Below are 20,104 nucleotides of genomic sequence, written 5' to 3' on the forward strand. Positions count from 1 at the left end.
CAAACATACTCCTGATTCCTTTTCATTATTCGATTAGCTTAATGACATTACCCGTAAGGGAGCTTTTGTTTTTAAATCTGATTTGAGAATCATATTAAACTCTTCTGATCAAATAAAGCAGAGATACTTTGGTTAGAGTAAATTATGCGTTTGTTAATTGTGACAAGCAATCTTGACATATGCAAGATGATAATATATAATATTATTATAAATGCAGATAGATAAAGGGAGGGAATATTATGCATAAAAATTATAAGAAGATCGTTGCAGGACTGATGACGGCTGTAATGATCGTACCAACTGCTGTCAGTATATCAGAGCCACAGAAAGCATCTGCTTATGAGTTACTTGGAGAGACATCATTTTCTCATAAGATGATCCCCTGGCATACAGTGGAGAACAGTCCTGCAAAGCAGGATTTTGAGCTTTGGGACGGTGCAGTTAATATCCGTATTTTAGTGCCTGAGGGCTCGGAAAAGGAAAGATGGGATCTTCAGTTCAGACACAGAAATCTCAGCTTCAAGGCAGGTCATGAGTACAAGGTAAGCTTTAAGTCAAAGGCGAAACGTTCGGGTATGGAACTGTACTCCTTCATCGGTAATCTCAGTGATACCGAAGAATACTTTGTGCTTGACGGTTCAACAAATGATATGCATATGGGTCCTCATATGGACGGCGGTCAATGGCCGCAGAGCGCTGTAAAGCTTACGACTGAATGGCAGACTTATGAGGGAATATTCAAGCCCTCGAATGATGTCGAATCTGCTCAGTGGACCTTCCAGTATGCAAGGGGTACCAAGTATAGCGGAAACGCTAAGGAAGGCGATGAGATCTGGTTCGATGATATGTCCATTGAGGACCTGACAGATGACACAACCTGTCCGCCTGTATTGAACTATGGTTATACCGCCCGTGGTTTCAGCGGACTTGAGAATAACTTCATATCTGTTAATCAGCTTGGATACTACCGGAACCTTGAAAAGATCGCTACCTTAGGCGATAATTATGGAGATTTCACTTACGGTGCCAAGTACTTCAAGCTCGATCAGACCTATGACTATGAGATAGTAAGAGTTTCAGATGATGAAGTTGTTTATACAGGCAAAACAGGTACGCCTAAGAAGGACGCTGATTCAGGCGATACTGTAAGCATTATCGACTTTTCTGAGTTTAACGAGCTCGGAGAGTACTATATCCGTATCAAGGATAAGGATTGGAGATCATTCCCGTTCAGGATAGGTACTGATATTTACAGTGACAGCGAACACAATATGCTGACCAATGCGCTCAATTATTTCTATCAGAACCGCTCGGGCGAAGATATCACATCAGACTACATAACATCGGGTGAAAAAGATAAACTTGCACACGCAGGCGTTCATAAGACAGATACTGGTTATGTTCAGACTCAATGGAAATTTGAATATCTGGATAATTATGAAGCGACCAATTACTATGCTTCTTCAAAGCTTGACGCATCGGGAGGCTGGTATAAATCCGACGACCACAGCAAGAATATGACAGAGGGCGGTATTTCGTTATGGACGCTCCAAAATATGTACGAGCGTGCAACCTATTCACAAGACGGGATCAAAAAATTTGCTGACGGCTCGGGCACTGTTGTTATTCCCGAATCAGGCAATAAATACCCCGACATCCTTGACGAATGCAGATATGAGCTTGATTTTATGTCCCGCATGAAGGTGCAGCCCGATGAGAAAACATGGGGCAAATATTCGGGTATGTATTATCACTGCATAAACGATCACAGGTGGCGCAGTCTTACCGACAGACCTGATTACGTCAATTATGAGGATATACGCATCATTAAGCCGCCTACATTTGCAGCGACCCTGAATTATGCTGCCTGTGCGGCACAGGGAGCAAGACTTTGGAAAGCTTATGACGCTGAATATGCAAATAAGCTCCTTGAAAGTGCTAAGGAGGCATATCAGGCATACAAGTTAAACTGGTATGAGGCAGCATCTGATGAATATTATAACATAGTATCATTCTATGCTCCTCAAACTCTGTGGAAGGGAACGAATCTCTACCCTGACAGTGAGACCTCAGCTGACGCCTACTGGGCAGCCTGCGAGCTTTATATCACTTCAAAGGAAATGGAAGATAAAGATGCTGATGCTTATCTTGCTGAGCTTTCCGAATATAAAGACGCGTTCACCTTCTCCCCAAGGATAACAGGCGGATCAAACCGGTCCGGAGACACCACATTCACATTGTTCAGAAACGAAAATACAGCTGCAGCAGGTTCTATGTCACTGCTGATGCATAAGGATCTGCTCACAGTTGAACAGAATGAGATGCTGAATAGTTCACTTCTTAAAACGGCAGATGATTTCATTCATGAAGAAGAAAGCCAGGGCTACGGTATCCCGTATAAGTATGACGGTCCCGGTTATAATGACCCAAGCGCTTTCAGTCCTATAATATATTATAAGGGTTTTGAATATGATTCCAACGGACGAGCCTTGAATAATATGATCGCTATGGCTTATGCATACGACATAACAGGTGATGATAAATACCTGAACGGCGTGGCAAGAGGTATGGACTATATCCTCGGCAACAATCCTTTGTCATACTCATTCATTTCGGGCTATGGTTCTTACTGTACAAAGAATCCTTCACATGAATACTGGCAGCATGAGATAGACAAGTCTCTGCCTCAGGCACCCGACGGAGTGATCGTAAGCGGTCCGACTGCAAAAGCTGTTGACACATATGTGAGGGCTATGGGAATGGGATGTGGATATTCGGATGATCCTTCTGAAAGATTTTATGCTGATTCCGTAGAATCATGGTCTACCAATCAAGCTTCTCTCAGCAGCAATGCTTCACTTGCATGGATAGTATCATTCCTTCAGGACGAGGCTTCTACAGAACCTGTCGCTAATGCAGCGTCAGGAGATGTAAATGCTGACGGCGAATTCAGCATAGCTGACGTTCTGCTCGTACAGAAATGGGTGATAGGTGATAAGAGATACACTCTTCACGACTGGAAGGCTGCCGACTTCTGCGCTGACGGCAAACTGGACATATTCGACCTTACCCGCATGAAGAAGGAGTTTGTCAGGAATAGCTTCAAGGATTGCGTCATACCTGAAAAGAGTCTGAGATACGGTAATCCTATGAATGTTGCTAAAGACGGACTTGAACTGCGTCTCGGTCCCGATGAAAGCTATGAGGTTATAAATACTATCCCTGCACATACAAGCATTGATGAGCTTGGATACAATAAGGATAATGACCACTGGATGTTTACGGAATATAAAGGAAGGTACGGCTGGATAAAAACAGTTGAGGAAGATAATAAAACAGCTACTGTTTATCCTGATGCTGTTGCCGCTAAGCCAGTAATTTACCTCTACCCCGAAGAGGAGACCGATGTTCATGTTGAGCTGGAGCTGACAGAAGCAGAGCTGTCAACAACTTACCCAAAATACAATAATGGCTGGAACGTAACAGCTTCTCCTGACGGTTCGCTTCTGAACAAAGCAGACGGTACACATCATAAATATCTTTTCTGGGACGCAGTACACTGCCGCACAAGATTCGACTTTTCCAAGGGCTTCTGCGTCGCAGGCTGTGATACCGAGAGCTTCCTAAGAGAAAAGCTCACATATATGGGACTTACCGAGGAAGAAATGAACGAGTTCATCGTATACTGGCTGCCCCTTATGGAGCATAATGCATATAATCTCATTTCTTTCCAGGGCGATGTTTATACTGATTCGGCAAAGCTTAACATCACTCCAGCGCCTGACAGTATGCTCCGCATATTCATGGCTTATGTTCCGCTTGAAGAAGCAGTGGATACTGAGCCGCAGCAGCTTGAGACCTTTGAGAGAAAGGGCTTTACTGTTGTTGAATGGGGCGGCAGCGAGATCAAGTCCTGAATATATCTGAAAAACGAATAAAAACAAGTTATCCGCCTGTAATTATACGGGCGGATCTCTTTATATTATAAAAGCTCTGATACAGCATATTCATTATATCAGGTAATATAAGAACAATCCCAAATATCTGCGTAAATATATTGCAAAATGACTGCCTAAATGTTAGCTAAATATGTATTTGCTTGTGAACAATATTTAGCTAATATTCGTGTTGATAGCAATATTTGACTTGCATTACAGAGAAATTAGATATATATTTAAAATAGAAAAATAAAGTTAATAAATCAAGGGGGATTGCTGAAATCATAAATTTGCTAAAAAACAAAGGAGTGATTGAAGTGAAACTTTCAAAAATGAAGAAGATCCTCAGTGTTACCATGTCTGTATTGATGATCGCTGCAAGTGTACCGCTTTCGACAGTGGCGGCTGAGGGAAACATCGATCCTGTCAGTGTTACAGGGGGAAATGTTGTCGGCGGCTTCGGCGGTGACAATAACGGTATGACATGGGGAGGCAACGGCGGCTTCGACTTTGGCAACATGGGCGGAGGCAACGGCGGCTTCGACTTTGGCAACATGGGCGGAGGCAACGGCGGCTTCGACTTTGGTAACATGGGCGGAGGCAACGGCGGCTTCGACTTCGGCAACATGGGCGGCGGCAACGGCGGCTTCGACTTCGGCAACATGGGCGGAGGCAACGGCGGCTTCGACTTTGGTAACATGGGCGGAGGCAACGGCGGCTTTGACTTCGGCAATGCCGACGGTCAGCAGCAGACTTCTGATAATAACGAAAACAACATTTCTAAAAACGAAAACGTTATAAAGATCATGCCTGCAGGCGATTCCATCACTTTCGGAATGGGCGATACAGGCGGCTACAGAAAGTACCTTGATTATTTCCTGAAAGAAAAGGGCTATAACAATTTTGATTTTGTCGGTCCTGAGGGAAAAAACAGCGCAAGCTTCAACTACAACGGAAAGAGCGTTAGCTACGACGATAATCACGCAGGCTACAGCGGATATACTATCAAGCAAAACTCGGGCTTCGGCAGCTTGTATGATGTTCTGAAACAGAAGAATGCTGTAAAGCTGGCACAGCCCGATATCGTTCTTCTTATAATCGGAACAAATGATATGAACGGCAACCGCGGAACAAGTGCCTGCGAGCAGGATCTCCGTGATCTTGTTGATTATATCCTTGGAGATATGCCCTCTGACGGTATGCTGTTTCTCTCAACTATCCCCGAGCTTGGCGGCGGTATGTTCGGCGGCGGCGGAGACAAATCAGCTCAGATCGCAAGCTACAACGCAGCCGTTAAAAAGGTGGCAGAAGAGTATAACAGCAACGGAAAACGTGTGACATTTGCTGATATCCACGGCTGTCTCAACGGTACAGCCGATCTCGGTGACGGAGTACATCCTAATGCAGCGGGATACGAGAAAATGGGCAAATACTGGGCAGGAGTAATAGATGAATATCTGAAAACTTCAAAGCCTTCAACTACCACTGCTACAGCCGCTGCAACTTCGACAACAACAACTACTGCAACGGCGGCACCTGCGACGACCACAACTGTTGATTTTAAAGCGGAGCTTGAATCAAAGGTAACAATGTGGGGAGATGCCAATAATGACGGCACAATAGATATGAGCGATGTTGTGGCTATCATGCAGTCCCTTGCTAATCCAAATAAGTATAAGCTGGGCGATGCAGGCATCTATAACGCAGACGTTTACGAGGCAGGAAGCGGTGTTACTTCAAATGACGCTCTTGCTATCCAGAAGTATCTCTTAGGTCTCATTAAGACGCTCCCCGAGAGCTATTCATCAAATACACCTGAGCAAGCTACAACTGATAAAGTCACAACAACTGCCAAAACAACAACTACAACAAAGGCAGCAACCACAACAGAAGCGGCGACTACAACTGTTGCGACAACTACTGCATCTTCGAGCTCAGGCAGGAATCTTAACGCGGATATCCGCAAGGATATGCCTACATCAGTCCCCGGCGGCAACGAGAAGAGCAACGCCTGCAAGGTAGAGAAGAAGACATATAACTGCAAGTTCACAGGCGGTCAGAAGAAGTGCAACGTTGTTCTTCCACCCAACTACGATACTAATAAGAAGTATCCTGTAATGTACGTTCTCCACGGTATTGGCGGCGACGAGGGCAGCATGGTAAGCGGCATGGGCGTTCAGGAGCTCCTTGCAGGTCTTATCTCCAACGGCAAGGCTGAGGAAATGATAATCGTTCTTCCGAGCCAGTACACAAGCAAGAACGGTTCACAGGGCGGCGGCTTCGGTATCAATCAGGAGACCTGCGCAGCTTACGATAACTTCCTCTATGATATCTCGGACAGCCTTATCCCGTTCATCGAGGAAAACTATCCTGTCAAGACAGGCAGAGAGAACCGAGCTATCACAGGCTTCTCAATGGGCGGACGTGAAGCTATCTACATTGGTCTCATGCGTCCCGACCTCTTCGCTTACGTTGGCGGAGCTTGCCCTGCTCCCGGTATCACACCGGGCAAGGATATGTTCATGGAGCACCCGGGCTGCATGCAGGAGAGCGAAATGAAATTCAGAGACGTAGGTCCAGAGCCTAACGTATTCATGATAACAGGCGGTACAAACGACTCAGTTGTTGGTACATTCCCTAAACAGTACAGTGACATACTTACAAGAAACGGTGTTGACCACGTTTACCAGTCCATTCCTAATGGCGGACACGGTGCTGATTCTGTAAAGCCGCATCTCTACACATTCATGAGATACGCTTTTAAGTAATAATCAAATATTATATCGGTATTTCCGAACATAAGATGATCATATGGCAGAGAGCAGTTCATTGTAATGTGAACTGCTCTTTGTATGTGAATATAAAATCAGGAGCAGTTTTTAATAACAAGCGGCTTATATTCATGAGGAAAACGATATACTGATTGTAATTTTATTGGTTGAGCCATATTATCTGTTTTAAAAAACTAAACAATCTGTTAATGTTGGAAATAACCTATTGACTGGCAAAATAATTGGTGATATAATGTTTGTAAGGAAAATACATTATGTATATAAAATATGTGGGAGGGGTATATAAATGTTGCATAATACATTTTATCCTGCCGAGGACGGCAACACGGAGACGATTGTTCTGCTGCATGGTTTCGGAGGCAATTCACGTATTTGGAAATATCAGCTGCCGCTGCTGTCAAAGCATTACAACGTTCTTACTGTTGATCTTCCAAGTCATAATGAAGGTAATTTACAGCTTTCACAGCTTGAGGTAACTTTGGATGCCATAAGCAGGGAAATACTTGCTGTATGCGATCAGTATTCTGTACGTCATGCTATATTCATGGGAGTATCTCTTGGTACCATATTTGTGAAGTATATCCAGGCGTTTTATCCCGAGTATGTTGACTTCGGTATCCTGGTCGGCGCAGTCGCAACAGTAAATGTACTGCTTCACGGATGTGCCCGTCTTTTTTCAAAAATAGGTGACAAGCTTCCTTTTACGGCAGTTTACCATGTTTTCAGCTGGATCATTATGCCCGGTAAGCGTAATGAGGAGAGCAGAAGCATTTTCCGTAAATGTGCTATCGCATTGAATAAAAAGGAATTCAGGTTATATATGCATATTTTCAATCAGGCTTTTCGTTTCAGCAAGATATTTGAAAAGGAGCATCATCCTGAAAACATATATATTTCAGGTAAGCTTGATTCATGTTTTCTGCGCCGAACAATACGTGAAGCTAAGAACACCTGCGGACGAATGATACAGATGGCTTCATGCGGTCATGTATGTAATATTGTTCAGAGAGAACGCTTTAACGAGCTTATGCTGAGGGTACTTGACAGAGATATTACTGTCACGGCAGAATGATGTTTTACTGGAAATTTATACAAAAATAGGCGATATAATATTATGAAAGGAACAGCTCCCTCACAGGAGCTGTTGTTTTTATTTCTTGATTTTGCTATATAGCTGTGATATAATGAAAATACGCAGTTTTAGCTGTAGGATTTATAGTAATATTGAAAGTGCGTAGTTTTCTAATTTTATATCGTCTAATATATATAAGGATAACTGCGTCGGTTCAAAAGTGATGTCTTTATGAGCATTGAGCAGGATCCTGAAAAGTGCTGAATAACGAAACAAAAAACGAAAGGGAGTAATATTATGAAAAAAGCGATTCCACTTATTATGTCATTTGCGCTCGTTGGTTCATGTTGTATGTTGAATAATACCGTTAAAGACAGCTGCTCGGCGATCACATCCTACAAGATCGTTGAAGAGGGAACATATGATGTCGACGATAAAACATCATTCAAGTATTATTTAACGGATACTGATGATGGTTATATCATCAAATATACAGGTACTGCCGAAGAAGTTGTTATCCCCTCGGAGATCAATGGGAAAAAAGTCACCAAAATAGCCTACGCTTCATTCTTTAATTGTGACTATGTCACTTCGGTAACTATACCAGATAGTATTACAGATATCTATTCATTTGCTTTTGCAGGCTGTACAGGCTTGACTTCTTTGAAGATACCGAGCAGTGTTTCGTCCATCAGCTCAAGTATTTGCAAGGATTGCACAAATTTGCGTTCGGTCACTCTGCCTGATAAGGTAGACATGATCGACATGGAAGCATTTTTAAACTGCACTTCGCTGGAGTCGATCAATGTTCCTGCGGATACAGAATATGTCATGAGTGATGCTTTCACTAATACAAAATGGTACGACGATCAGCCTGACGGAATGATTGTTGTAGGAAAGACTTTTTATAAGTATAAAGGAACGATGCCTGAAAACACATCAATTGTAATCCCTGATGATATTAAGTGTATTGGTGACAGCGCTTTTAAAGGCTGTACAGGTCTGACCTCTGTAACAATTCCCGAGGGTGTTGAATTTATTGAGAGCAGTGCTTTTTCAGGGTGCAGCGGTCTTACCTCGGTAAATATCCCGAACTCAGTAAAAAATTTGGGGCATTATATTCTTGAGGATTGCACAGGGCTTACTTCCGTAACACTTCCCGAAGAAATTGAATATTTAAGCTACGGTACTTTCAAGGGCTGTACTGGACTGACTACTGTCACACTTCCAAACAGTCTTAAAGGAGTTAATATTGAAACTTTTGAAGGCTGTACAAATCTTACTTCAGTAAACATTCCCGATAATAATACATATATCGGGGAAAAAGCCTTTAAGGGCTGCACAGGTCTGACTGAAATAGTTCTTCCGAATAATGAAACACTTATACATGAAGAAACGTTTTCGGACTGCACTGCCCTGACTAAAATAGTCATTCCCGACAAAGTATTGGAAATTGCCGAAAACGCATTTTCGGCTCACAGTAACGCTCTGGCTATCTATGGCTACAGGAATTCCGTCGCTGAAAAGTATGCAAAGGATAACAATATCAAATTCGTTGCGCTTGATGCAGTAACAACACAGCAGACTACCAAAGCTGCAAATACTACTACAACAAAGACTACTACAACCAAAACCACCACTGCAAAAAGCAACTCTCCTCAGACAGGGGACAGAGGTGTCGCAGGACTTGTTTCAGCAGGTATAGCTGCATCTTTGCTTGCACTGGTATCATTCAAAAAGAGCAGAAGATAACAAAAAGCTCCTTTTAAGCACGGCGGTAAGAAAATATATTCAGGCAGGCTTTTATATTCCGCCGCTAAAACAATAATGAATAAAAATAAAGGTATCGTCCATCGGCCGATGATTTTAAATATCATTGCCGCAGGCGATACCTTTTTTATTCTTTTTGATGTTTTCTCATTGATCGGCTTCTATGCTTTCATATATGGGTCCAACATCTTCCATGGTAAAATCGGGCGAATCAAACACATAATTTTCAAGTCTGAATGAGTAACCGTTACTTTCACTTGAGATCAGCTGACCGCCCTCTGTAAGCACGATCTTATGACTTACTTCACTGTCATAATAATTGTCTGTGATCTGATACTCTGTTTTTCCTCCGCCAATATCTCTTGACTCGATATTATATTCAGGAGCTTGTACCATTGCAGGAGCAAGTATCCGTTCAATGCTCTTGGCAGAATAAACATAATGAACAGGTGACCTTGGTATCATCGGACTGACAATACAGTATGTGTATTCAAGGAATGCTTCGCCTGTTGCCTTGTCAATAATTCTGTATGCAGAAACGTCCTCGCCGTTCATTACTGTTTCAACAGTGACTTCTTTGCCGTCATATGTTCCTTCGCCATTCATATACATCTTATGGTTTTTGGCATCATACCAAAGATGTCCTCTCAAAGAGCTGTGACCGCGGCTGTACCCGTCATTGCCTTCAAAAACATAATCCGATTCAAGATTATCGTAATTGTCTATGCCGATGCGAAGCTTTTCCGCAAGCTGTGAAGTATCCATCATGGTAATGTATTTATCTGTTATCTGATGTATTTTATCTTTATCTCTTTCGTTCTTTAATTTGAAATATCTTTTATGGTTATCCTTAGTTCGTCCGTCTATATATCCGCTTTCCATCAAATAAGTATATGATAAGTTCCAGCATTTTCCTGAATCATCTTCACATTCTTTATCAGAACAAGTTACCCATTCCAAAGAAGCTATCTCGTTTATGAAGCTCTCAGCATCGCTTATATTATAATTACGGTAAATAGTGCCATAATACTGTCCCCCTTGCGGAATACCGATCGTACCTTCCCATGTGCTTGCGCAAGGATCATCAATGATATTGCTGAAAACTTCTTTTATATCTTCGCTTGAAGCATCATCGGATTCCGTATCATATTCAAGTAAAGCTTTGATGTCAGCTGAAAGCTTTTCGCATTCTTCTTCGTTTTTGAGCTTGTAGCAGCCATAGGGATCGGGATCGTCTCCAACTGCCATAAGATATCCGTCTTCGGATACTCTGATGCCCATTTCATAATAGTTATTATATACAAATTCACTTTCTTTTATTTTTACCCATTCATACTTCATCAAAGCATTTGTAAGATCAGCTTTATCCGAAATGATATAATGATCCATCTCTACTTCAAGGGCTCCCTGCAACGGAGAGAATACTGCTTTATCATCGCTTTTTTCCAGATGAGTACTAACAAAGCCCATGATCTCGTCCTGAGACGCCTTGCTCATAGCTTCCACAGTATCACTGTCTGCATCTTTAAGAACTTCATTAAGCAGCTTTTCGAATACATCTTTACCGTAATAAAAGCACTCTTTATTTGGAGAAAGTGTTACAGTATTTTCAGGATCTGTTACCTGCCAGAAGCCATATCCGTTCTCACGTATAGAAAAATCATAATTCAATTTTTTATCGCCGTCAGTGAATGAAAAACGCACACTTCTGAAAGAAGTAGGATAATCATCAACTTCCTTTACATCTTCAAGGCTGTCCAAATAATCAAACAGCTTGTTCTTGTAGCTGCTTTTATTATTTACAAGGATATTTGCTCCTGTGGAAAAATTCCATACGTACTCGCTCATATCATAGGAATCTTTAGCTGCCTTTATCCTTTCATAAATGGAAGTATCAGCATTTTCATCTTCTTCACTTACAACAGGTGCGTCATTCAGCTTACTGAAATAATATGCTCCGCCGCCAACTGCTCCCAGAACCAGTACAACGGCAGCAGCAGCACCAAGAAATTTTCTCCAGCCGAAACCACGATATACTTCAACGCCCGAAACAGCTGTTGGATCATCGTTTTCGCTGAAAGAAGCCGCAGCATTGTCGGAAACGGTCTTATCTTCATAGGGAGTATCGGCTTCCTTTATGAGCTCCTCGTCTATCATGCTCATAGCCTTCATAAAATTGTTCTTATTCATAGTCATAGCCCTCCTTTTTCAGAAATACCTTCAGTTTTTTCCTTGTACGAAAAAGATAGGTACCGACTGTTTTCTCGTTCATAGAAAAGCGTTTTGCAATGTCCGCGACCGAGTCGCCGTAAGTATATCGGCGCACAAATATCCTGCGCTGAAGCTCGTCCTGCTCACGCAGAAAGCGGCTGATAGTATCTGCAAGTTCAGACAGCGTTATATTGTCATCAGGAGCCGCAGGGACACAGTCTGATATTTCATCGAGAGACACCGTATAGAGGCTGCTGCGTTTAGCGGCGGTATTGTATTCAAGTCTGTTTATTGCAATATTCCTGACGATACGGCACAAATAGCTTTTAAGGTCGTTTGGCTGTGCAGGCGGGATACTGTCCCATATCTCATAGCAGGCGGTGTTTACACATTCTTCGACGTCCTCGTGCTGAGCAAGTACATTTCCTGCTATATATGTGCACAGCCGCTCGTATTTCTGCCGAAGTTCATTGATAGCTGATTGATCTCGCTTTTGTAATAGTTCAATAATTGATACATCATCCATAAGAAAGCCTCCTTTCATGAGGAGTTTACGTCCTCTGCTTATATAGTCAGATTTTTACATGGGAATATTTCAATTTAAAAAATTTTTTTCTGCCTTTTTCAGAAATAACTGCCTCATTATATCATATGCTTAAATAATATCACAGAACCTGCGATTTTTCAAGGGAAAGATCATAATTAAAGGACGGCGTTGAGCCGTCCCGATCAGTCCTTATTCATTTATTCTTACGCTGACACTGACGTTATCAGCTGAGTATCCTCAAAATAACATTTCAGAGTTTTTTCTCAAGATAGATGCTGTTTTCACTTTCTCCTATAGTGTAAAAACCATGCTTTTTATAAAAGTTCTGAGCGATCACGTTATCCTTTAATACTTCAAGCTTCATGAGCTCCATATTATTTTCTTTTGCAGTTTGTACAGCCTTTTTTAACAGCATAGTCCCGTATCCTGCTGCCCTGTATGAGGAGTCGACAGCAATAAAGGAAATAAAAGCTTTTCTGTTCTCATGATCATTGGCGTACATCGTAAAAAAGCCGATGATCGTATTTTTTAGCAGCATACATAATACTATGCCGTTTTTAGCGATCTTATCGGAAACAGAGTCCACGTAGCCCTCTTCTCCCTGCAGGGGAGGCAATCTGTCATTGAAGTCCAATAAAACCTTCTTGATACTATTCTTATCTGTAATTCTCATAAAAAATATATCATCAGGTCCGAATTTTTCTTTCATAACATTCTCCTTGACAATTAACGAAAAATGTGATAATTTTATATGATATAAAACAGCTTGTTCTTTAAATATCACACCATATCGGGATCGGTGAATATCCCAATGTTTTTTTGCAGGTATCAGAAAGCGATACCTTATATATAAGATCGGAGGTAATATATATGCTGGAAGAATTTGAATACGGTATCAACAATAATAATTCGGACGATTATTGGTACGATGACAGACTTTTTTATTATCAGGAAATGCTTAGCAGCTTTTCTGACGAGGAATGGGAGGAGCTGTCTGAAAAGTTAGGTGATTACTCAGAAGAAGCTCAAATGCGCTGCGTAGAGTGCTTATCTGATACTGAGGACATAAAAAGCTTGGCAATTATCCTCAAAGTCAGCAATACGAAAAATCGTGAATTGTTTGTAACATGTATCGATGTGCTGAGAAATACGGATACTTCATCTTTATCGCACAGTGAAAAGGAAGGACTTGTACAAAGAGTCAAAGAGTATTCTGCTGATGCATCATCCATTGAAAAAATAGTATTTAAAGCTTTTTTAGACCACATAGGGTATGAAAAATGATCATTTAAGAAGCATTACCGCCTTGAACAAGGCGAACTGCAATAAAACAAACGCTGCGAAAAAGAGTCCGACCTTGACATAGACTTACAGAATTCGCTAAGCTGATATAATTATACCGCAGAAAGCAGAAAAAAGCAAGGGACGTATCATGTAAATGAGCATTAATATTATGAAAAATTATTTTCAGGTGAGAGTTTTTGCATTTTCAAACGTCTAATAGTTAAAGACTTAAAAAGGAAGGTGCAATAATGAAAAAAATAATTGCTATTTTATTATCTCTTGTAACACTCACATCAATGAGTGCCTGCTGCAGCAGCTCGGGCATAAGCGGAAACAGTCCCTCATCTGAGCAGATACAGACGATTGAGCCTGCTAAGCCCTCTGAGCCTATAAAGCTCACGAACAAAATGACGGAAAACGAACGTGCAAGCGTGGATAAGCACAGTCTGACGCTCCTTGATGAGCCGAATAAACAGGGACTTACAGAGCATAAGGTAAGCGTGGAATTCATAACAGTAAATGTTGATGACACACGTGAGTATTTTGAGAATAACCGTGATAATATGACTGACGAAGAATATGAAGCTGCCATGAGCGAGCTGAAGAAAACAGAGGAAAAAGTCGGAAAAACCTATTCCTATGGCAGCAACATTTTGGTTGACGGATACTATGTATATCACAGGATCCCGTGCGCCGAGCCCTGTTATTCCGATTATGACGGCGGGCAGTTCGGGTTCTATCATACCTTTACAGATCAGAACGGTGAGCCCAAGACCGAAACGCTGTCATTTGAATCATTTGAGGATTATCTTGACTGGATAAGGGAATTTGATGCTGAACACTTCGGGTATTCCGAGTCGGAGATAGAGCTTGATACAGAGCTTGTCAGAATAGCAAACGAAGCCTTTCGATCGGGAAATTATGAGGTATTGCCCGAGGGCACCGACATTGACTATTCCATGTCTATTCCCGGCCACAGGGACTACAGGAGCGAGTGGGAATATGACCGTGATGCGGTGGAAGCGATAAAGGATTCCGTAGACGAGATCAGTATTTATGACGATGAACTGTGTCTGACGTTTACTGTACACGTTACGTTGCCGCCGAATTATGATAAGGACAAAACATATCCCGTCTTTTTCCTGACAGACGGTATATGGCGGTTCGGCAACTGTCCAGAGCTGAGAAAATGCATGGAGGACGGCGAGGCTGCACCTGTGATACTTGTAAGCCTGTGGTACAGCTATCATATTGCATATGACAAAGGCTATCCCCGCTATGAACATCTGGTGATCGAGCGCGATAAGCTCCTTGACTTCATCACAGACAATCTCATGCCGTATATCGGTGAGAACTATAATATCGACTGCGCAAATTCCACGCTCTACGGACATTCGGACGGCGGTGTGTTTGCGCACAATGCGCTGTTCAAATCCGATAAATACGAAAATCAGCCTTTCGGGAACTACATTATCGGCAGTCCTGCATTCTGGGGACTTTATTATGATTACCCTGGGCTTGATCCTGAGGGATATGAGAATGATTACGGCTATTTTGACAGAAACGACAGGCTCAGCAAAAACGTGTTCCTCTGTGCGGGTTCACAGGAAGATCCTGACTATGCCGACAAATATAACGGACGCCCCACGACGCTGGAGGGCGTTGCAAAGTTTAAGGAACGAATGGAGTCACACGGTGCAGACCTTAGCTATAAGCTGTATGACTCCCACCATTATCAGTATATCCCAGAAATGCTTGTGGAGTATCTGAAAGAAAAGTATCCGTGCTGATCAATTACATTGATTCTGTTTTGCAGATCAGCCGAATAGACGTAGAGCACCTGCTTCGGCAGGTGCTTTTTGTAGTAATACAGCAAAAAAAGACTTGTCTGTGCCGAAAAATAATATTATAATAGATATATATTTGCTTTTTGTGTTTAAGGAGGGTGTCAGAATGTACAAAAGAATAAAGCGCTTTTTTTCATTGATGACTGCCTGTGCGGTTACGGCAGTTTCAATGGCGGTTTTTCCTGTTGAGGCTGTGGGGAAAATAGATGTATCTGCGCTGACAGACCATAATGTGTCAGTAAACCTTGACTTTTTTGAGGAGGAATACAAGGCTCCTTATGTAGGTGAGGAGTTTCTTGTGTGGAAGTATGACGGTGACACAGGCGATGCAGATATGGTATATAATCCCGTAGGCGGATACTATAAATGCAGCTGGGATAAAACAAATTTGGCAGAGTTTATTATAGGAGCTGATGAATTTATAAATATAAGAGAATATAAACAGTCTTATATCAGTTATGATGCGAAAATCGAGGCAGACAGCGGATATGCTGTGGGCGCTCTGATAAGAAGCTATGACAGGAAAACCTCAAGATCCGCAGAGATAAGAGTCCTTGAATCCTATTCGCCCGATATGTACAAGGCAGGCGACGATGCAGTAAAGATATCCGTAAACCGTACTGATTATTATGTGAGCATTGCCGAAGAGGAGAACTTGCCTGTTGAAATAATCTATGTTGTGCGGGCAGATAGTATCAGCGGTACGGATATATCAGGAAAAATCGATATCAAAGGGATATGCAGTGAGCTCGGATATAATGATTTCAAGCTTGATATTGAAAAGCAGGCGAGGCTTTACGTCCGCGGAACAAGTGAAAACGGAAAAATATCTGTTTTGAAGTCAGCTGTCGTCAATGTCCCGTACAGGAAGAGCATAACAATTAAAAATGAAGGCACTGCATCCAAGGGAGTCTATCTTGACGGTCAGTATTATAACTGCTTTTTTGAAAAAACTAATGCAAAAAAAGGCGATATGACAGTCAGTGACAGCAGAGTTGCAGAATGTACCTATAACAATGATGATATGTGTTCCACCAGCCTTTTTGTAAGGGGACTCTGGGATAATACCGTAAGAACATTTGAAAAAAACGATGTGCTGAAAGTGTTCTATAAAACTTTAATAAACGCAGAAGATAATTACGCCGCAGGAGTTTCGCTTTTCTCAGACGATACAGGCATACAGTACTGTATCGTTCAGTACAGAAACTCAGACAGCTTTATTGACGGTGAACGTGACAGGGCTAAGGTCAAGTCTCTCGGAACAACCGAGGTAGAGGGTGTGAAATATGATCTGTATTACAGATATTATGATTATGAGACATGTTTTTCATATCCATGCCCTCAGATATGGTGCGTAACTCAGGAGATCAATGAAGATCCTTATTACAGCGCTTTGGACAGTGTAGACCTTCAGAAGCATTATGAAGCGTGGATGAAGGATTATATCGGTAAAGACGACCAAATTACGGAGATCTTTTCCTTTGCCGAAGCATTTGGCGCAGGAAGCGGCAGTTTTGATCTTGTTAGTGCAGAATTCAATGTTTCCGATCCTGATGCGGAGTATGACAGAGTTATAGACAGCTGGTTGGCCAATATCTCTCCGTTCATATATGACGGCGGCAGTATAATCTACGGCGAAGACGGCGGAATGTGTACCCTGAAAAAGAACGGTGACATCATAGGTGAATGTGCTCTTGAGTCAGAGGACGCTGTTTTCAGATTCGGCAAAAGAAGAGGCTTTGAGACGGAGGAAGAGGAGATCTACAGTAATAGAGGCGATTTCATCAATATATCCTACAGGGCTTATGTCAATACATACGGCAATTACAGCATAGGTGCAGAGGGCAGGATGCGCGGTGAGGACGGTGAGGAATACATTTATTTCTATATATATGACTCGCTGAACTATAATGCTGTTCCCGAAGGTGCAGAATTTCTCGGCACAAAGCAGTTCACGGACAAGGAATACGATCTCTATGTGCTGTATACTAATAATACTTTTATCGCAAGCGGAAAAAAGGAAGTGAAGTATTACTGTATAGCCCATGAAAGAACAGGAAACAACAGTATATGCTCAGGGCAGATGTACCTTGCTGACGCTGTTTATGAATGGAATAAAGCAGGCCTCACAACAGGTCCTATTACCATGGTAGCTCTCAATGCTAATATTTGCGGAGTCGGCAGCGGAGAGATAACGCTTGAAAACAGCAGCATATATGTTGAGAGGAACGACTGTAACAAGTTTACCTCCAGGGATATTGAGCTTCTGCAAAAACACCTTCTGGGTGAAAAGTTCGATCTTGATGGAAAGAATTACGACCTTAACTATGACGGTGCAGTTGATTCATTTGATATGATAGAGCTCAGAAAGAAGCTCAGTGAGGAAATGTACTGATTCTGCATTACTGCACTGTACAGACCGTAACAGAATAAAAATACCCCCCTCATCGGTTGAAGCGTTAAAACTTCGATCGGTAAGGGGGACTTTTTATTCTGTAACGATGATACCGCCAAAATATTCGGGATTACCGCCTTTGTCACTTAATATAAAGCCTCGGGTATGGCATACTGCATATGTACCGTCAGTACGTCTTGCGCGGTAGAGGATAGGTCTGACTTCCGCATTGCCGCAGAGAACAGCGTCGATAGCTTCTCTGTAGATCTTCATATCGTCGGGGTGTATATGCTCCTGCCAGCATTTATCGGCGTGATACATATACTCCGACTGCATACCGAAGTCATCTACCAAAGGCAGCGACCAGCGTGAGAAATCATGCTTCAGATCATTCAGATAAACATAGCCCTCGCCAATGACGGTATACAGCGCACCGAACAAGCTGTCGAGGATCCGTTTCCTCTCAGCGGTTATGGGCACGTCCATGCTGTTCATTCCCATGAAATAGTCGACTATCTTCGTTGATTTCAATTCATTCTTATGCTTGTACATCTGCTTGTCGGCTCTTTGGTATACAGAATTGAAGCTGTCATCGGTATTGCGGTCATAGACCGCCATTCCGCAGGCGACAACGGGTCCCGAGCGTGAGAGCTTATTGGCAACAGATTCCTCGCGCAGCTTCGCAAGGAGCTGTTCGCGCATATCATAGTCGCGTCCGTCAAGCACAACAACGAACTCGTCACCGCCGACTCTGAAAACGGGACTGTGGTCGAAAATATCGCATATCAGGCGGCTTGTCCTCTGTATGGTTTCATCTCCGAAGCTGTGACCGCGGGTGTCATTGATCTTTTTGAGATCATTTACATCGCACATGATGACAGCGAAATGGTAGTTTTCCGAGACGAAATCGATTTTCGCGTTTATCGCCGCAGCATATTCGTTAAACGCATTTTTGTTGCGTATACCTGTCAGTGCGTCCATTCTTGCCATACGTCTGGCAGATTGGAGGTCTCGTTCCTGTTCTTCCTTTTTGCGGAACTCCTCTTCGATGTTTTCGAGACAGCATATAATATGCATCTGATCTTCGCACATTATCTCAAAATGGCGCATATGTATGATATTTCCATTCAGAATAAGCCTGTATACAGCAGAATAGGACTTGTCCTTTGAAAGTCGGCTGAGCATAGCTTCCTTGTCGTGGAGCTTTATCACAAGCTCAAGATCATCGGGATGAACGCATTTCGGAGCGTTTTTCTGAGATTCCGTAAAGAAATCCTCCCCGTGACTCGGAATATTCAGACCTTCAAACAGAGTGTTTGGCATATATTCATAATATTTTCCCGACTTTATGTCAACATAATACAGACTGTCAAAATGGTGGGCAAGTGTAAGTGCGATCTGGTTTAAAGCTTCCTGATTTTCTTTCATAGGCTCCTCCTCTGACTGACCTTACATTTGGATAGTTCCATGAACTATACGATATAACGTGTATTCCGAGTGATGCTTTTCTAAATTATACATCATAAAGCCGTAAAAGTCAATGAAAAATGATAGCTTCCGTATTGCGGGGACTATCATTTTTTGTTTTTCATGCACATTATGTTTTTTCTGAACTGCTTCGGAACAGTCATGTTGCCTTGTAAAAACAGGGAAGCATATCGACAAGCCCTGCATCACACTCTATTAAATATAATTTATTAATTAAAGTCACAGATATTTTAAATACCACTGTAATTAATGGAAAGTTAATATAAATATGGTATAATGAATGCAAAGCATTCATTATAATTGATCTTAATGCCCTTGCAGATACGCAAATCACAGATTTGCTCCCTGCAATCGGGCAATTATACCATAACGCTTCGCTTAGATGGTATAATATTATCATCAATATGAATGTAACATCTCAGCTTCGCACTCTTGCTGAAAGTACACCTGATGTGAGCTTTGCGGTGGGGGCTGTCTATGTCAAAGGTGTATTCGATATCCGCAATGCTATGAAAACTGCGGATAAGCGCATGTACAGGGACAAGCAGGAATACTACATACAGCATCCCGAAAAGGACAGGCGCAGGCAGAAACGGTCAGATGATCGATGAAATGTCATTTTTGTCAATAACAGCTTAATATCGAAAAAAGAGCCGATTATGTCGGCTCTTTATCGTTTATATCATTCCTGTGGGAATATGCAGTCAAAGATTTGCATAATAGTTTCCTGTTTTTTATTTTAGTAAAGATTGACTATTTT

Annotated in this window: 12 protein-coding genes; 8 read left to right on the top strand and 4 right to left on the bottom strand. The window is 42.1% G+C overall.

Annotation, left to right across the window (positions count from 1 at the left end):
* Window positions 1–239: 239 nt before the first annotated feature.
* The 4 genes from N774_RS17885 (at window position 240) to N774_RS0101220 (ending at window position 9,554) form a co-directional block, all read left to right on the top strand.
* Window positions 240–3,917: a glycoside hydrolase family 9 protein gene (locus N774_RS17885; RefSeq protein WP_024859476.1), complete on the top strand. Its 3,678-nt coding sequence runs from the start codon at window positions 240–242 to the stop codon at window positions 3,915–3,917.
* A gap of 338 nt (window positions 3,918–4,255) precedes the next feature.
* Window positions 4,256–6,706 carry a GDSL-type esterase/lipase family protein gene (locus N774_RS17890; protein ID WP_024859477.1) on the top strand — a complete coding sequence of 817 codons (2,451 nt, stop codon included), beginning with the start codon at window positions 4,256–4,258 and terminating at the stop codon, window positions 6,704–6,706.
* Window positions 6,707–7,016: 310 nt separating this feature from the next.
* The gene (locus N774_RS0101215) at window positions 7,017–7,802 is read left to right on the top strand and encodes an alpha/beta fold hydrolase (protein WP_024859478.1); all 786 of its coding nucleotides are present in this window, start codon (window positions 7,017–7,019) and stop codon (window positions 7,800–7,802) included.
* Between the two features lie 297 nt (window positions 7,803–8,099).
* On the top strand, window positions 8,100–9,554 hold the full coding sequence (locus N774_RS0101220; RefSeq protein WP_024859479.1) for a leucine-rich repeat domain-containing protein: 1,455 nt from the start codon (window positions 8,100–8,102) through the stop codon (window positions 9,552–9,554).
* Window positions 9,555–9,719: 165 nt separating this feature from the next.
* On the opposite strand, the gene N774_RS0101225 is transcribed toward N774_RS0101220, so the two are convergent.
* The 3 genes from N774_RS0101225 to N774_RS0101235 all read right to left on the bottom strand — a co-directional run bounded on the left by N774_RS0101225 (window position 9,720) and on the right by N774_RS0101235 (window position 13,039).
* Window positions 9,720–11,762, bottom strand: a complete 2,043-nt coding sequence (locus N774_RS0101225; protein WP_024859480.1) for a hypothetical protein — start codon at window positions 11,760–11,762, stop codon at window positions 9,720–9,722.
* Entirely contained in the window at window positions 11,755–12,309 is a 555-nt protein-coding gene (locus N774_RS0101230) for an RNA polymerase sigma factor (protein WP_024859481.1), read from the bottom strand. Before N774_RS0101230 ends, N774_RS0101225 begins: the two co-directional genes overlap by 8 nt.
* Window positions 12,310–12,580: 271 nt before the next feature.
* The gene (locus tag N774_RS0101235; protein WP_024859482.1) at window positions 12,581–13,039 is read right to left on the bottom strand and encodes a GNAT family N-acetyltransferase; all 459 of its coding nucleotides are present in this window, start codon (window positions 13,037–13,039) and stop codon (window positions 12,581–12,583) included.
* Between the two features lie 161 nt (window positions 13,040–13,200).
* Here N774_RS0101235 and N774_RS16585 point away from each other — a divergent pair, with 161 nt between their 5' ends.
* The 3 genes from N774_RS16585 to N774_RS0101250 all read left to right on the top strand — a co-directional run bounded on the left by N774_RS16585 (window position 13,201) and on the right by N774_RS0101250 (window position 17,856).
* The gene (locus N774_RS16585) at window positions 13,201–13,614 is read left to right on the top strand and encodes a hypothetical protein (RefSeq protein ID WP_024859483.1); all 414 of its coding nucleotides are present in this window, start codon (window positions 13,201–13,203) and stop codon (window positions 13,612–13,614) included.
* Between the two features lie 248 nt (window positions 13,615–13,862).
* On the top strand, window positions 13,863–15,404 hold the full coding sequence (locus tag N774_RS16590; RefSeq protein WP_024859484.1) for an alpha/beta hydrolase: 1,542 nt from the start codon (window positions 13,863–13,865) through the stop codon (window positions 15,402–15,404).
* Between the two features lie 163 nt (window positions 15,405–15,567).
* Window positions 15,568–17,856, top strand: a complete 2,289-nt coding sequence (locus N774_RS0101250) for a dockerin type I repeat-containing protein (RefSeq protein WP_024859485.1) — start codon at window positions 15,568–15,570, stop codon at window positions 17,854–17,856.
* Between the two features lie 93 nt (window positions 17,857–17,949).
* On the opposite strand, the gene N774_RS16595 is transcribed toward N774_RS0101250, so the two are convergent.
* Entirely contained in the window at window positions 17,950–19,284 is a 1,335-nt protein-coding gene (locus tag N774_RS16595; RefSeq protein WP_024859486.1) for a sensor domain-containing diguanylate cyclase, read from the bottom strand.
* Between the two features lie 464 nt (window positions 19,285–19,748).
* Here N774_RS16595 and N774_RS0101260 point away from each other — a divergent pair, with 464 nt between their 5' ends.
* Window positions 19,749–19,955: a hypothetical protein gene (locus N774_RS0101260; protein WP_024859487.1), complete on the top strand. Its 207-nt coding sequence runs from the start codon at window positions 19,749–19,751 to the stop codon at window positions 19,953–19,955.
* Window positions 19,956–20,104 lie beyond the last annotated feature (149 nt).

This window comes from Ruminococcus flavefaciens AE3010, assembly GCF_000526795.1.
GTDB classification, from domain to species: Bacteria; Bacillota; Clostridia; order Oscillospirales; family Ruminococcaceae; genus Ruminococcus; species Ruminococcus flavefaciens_D.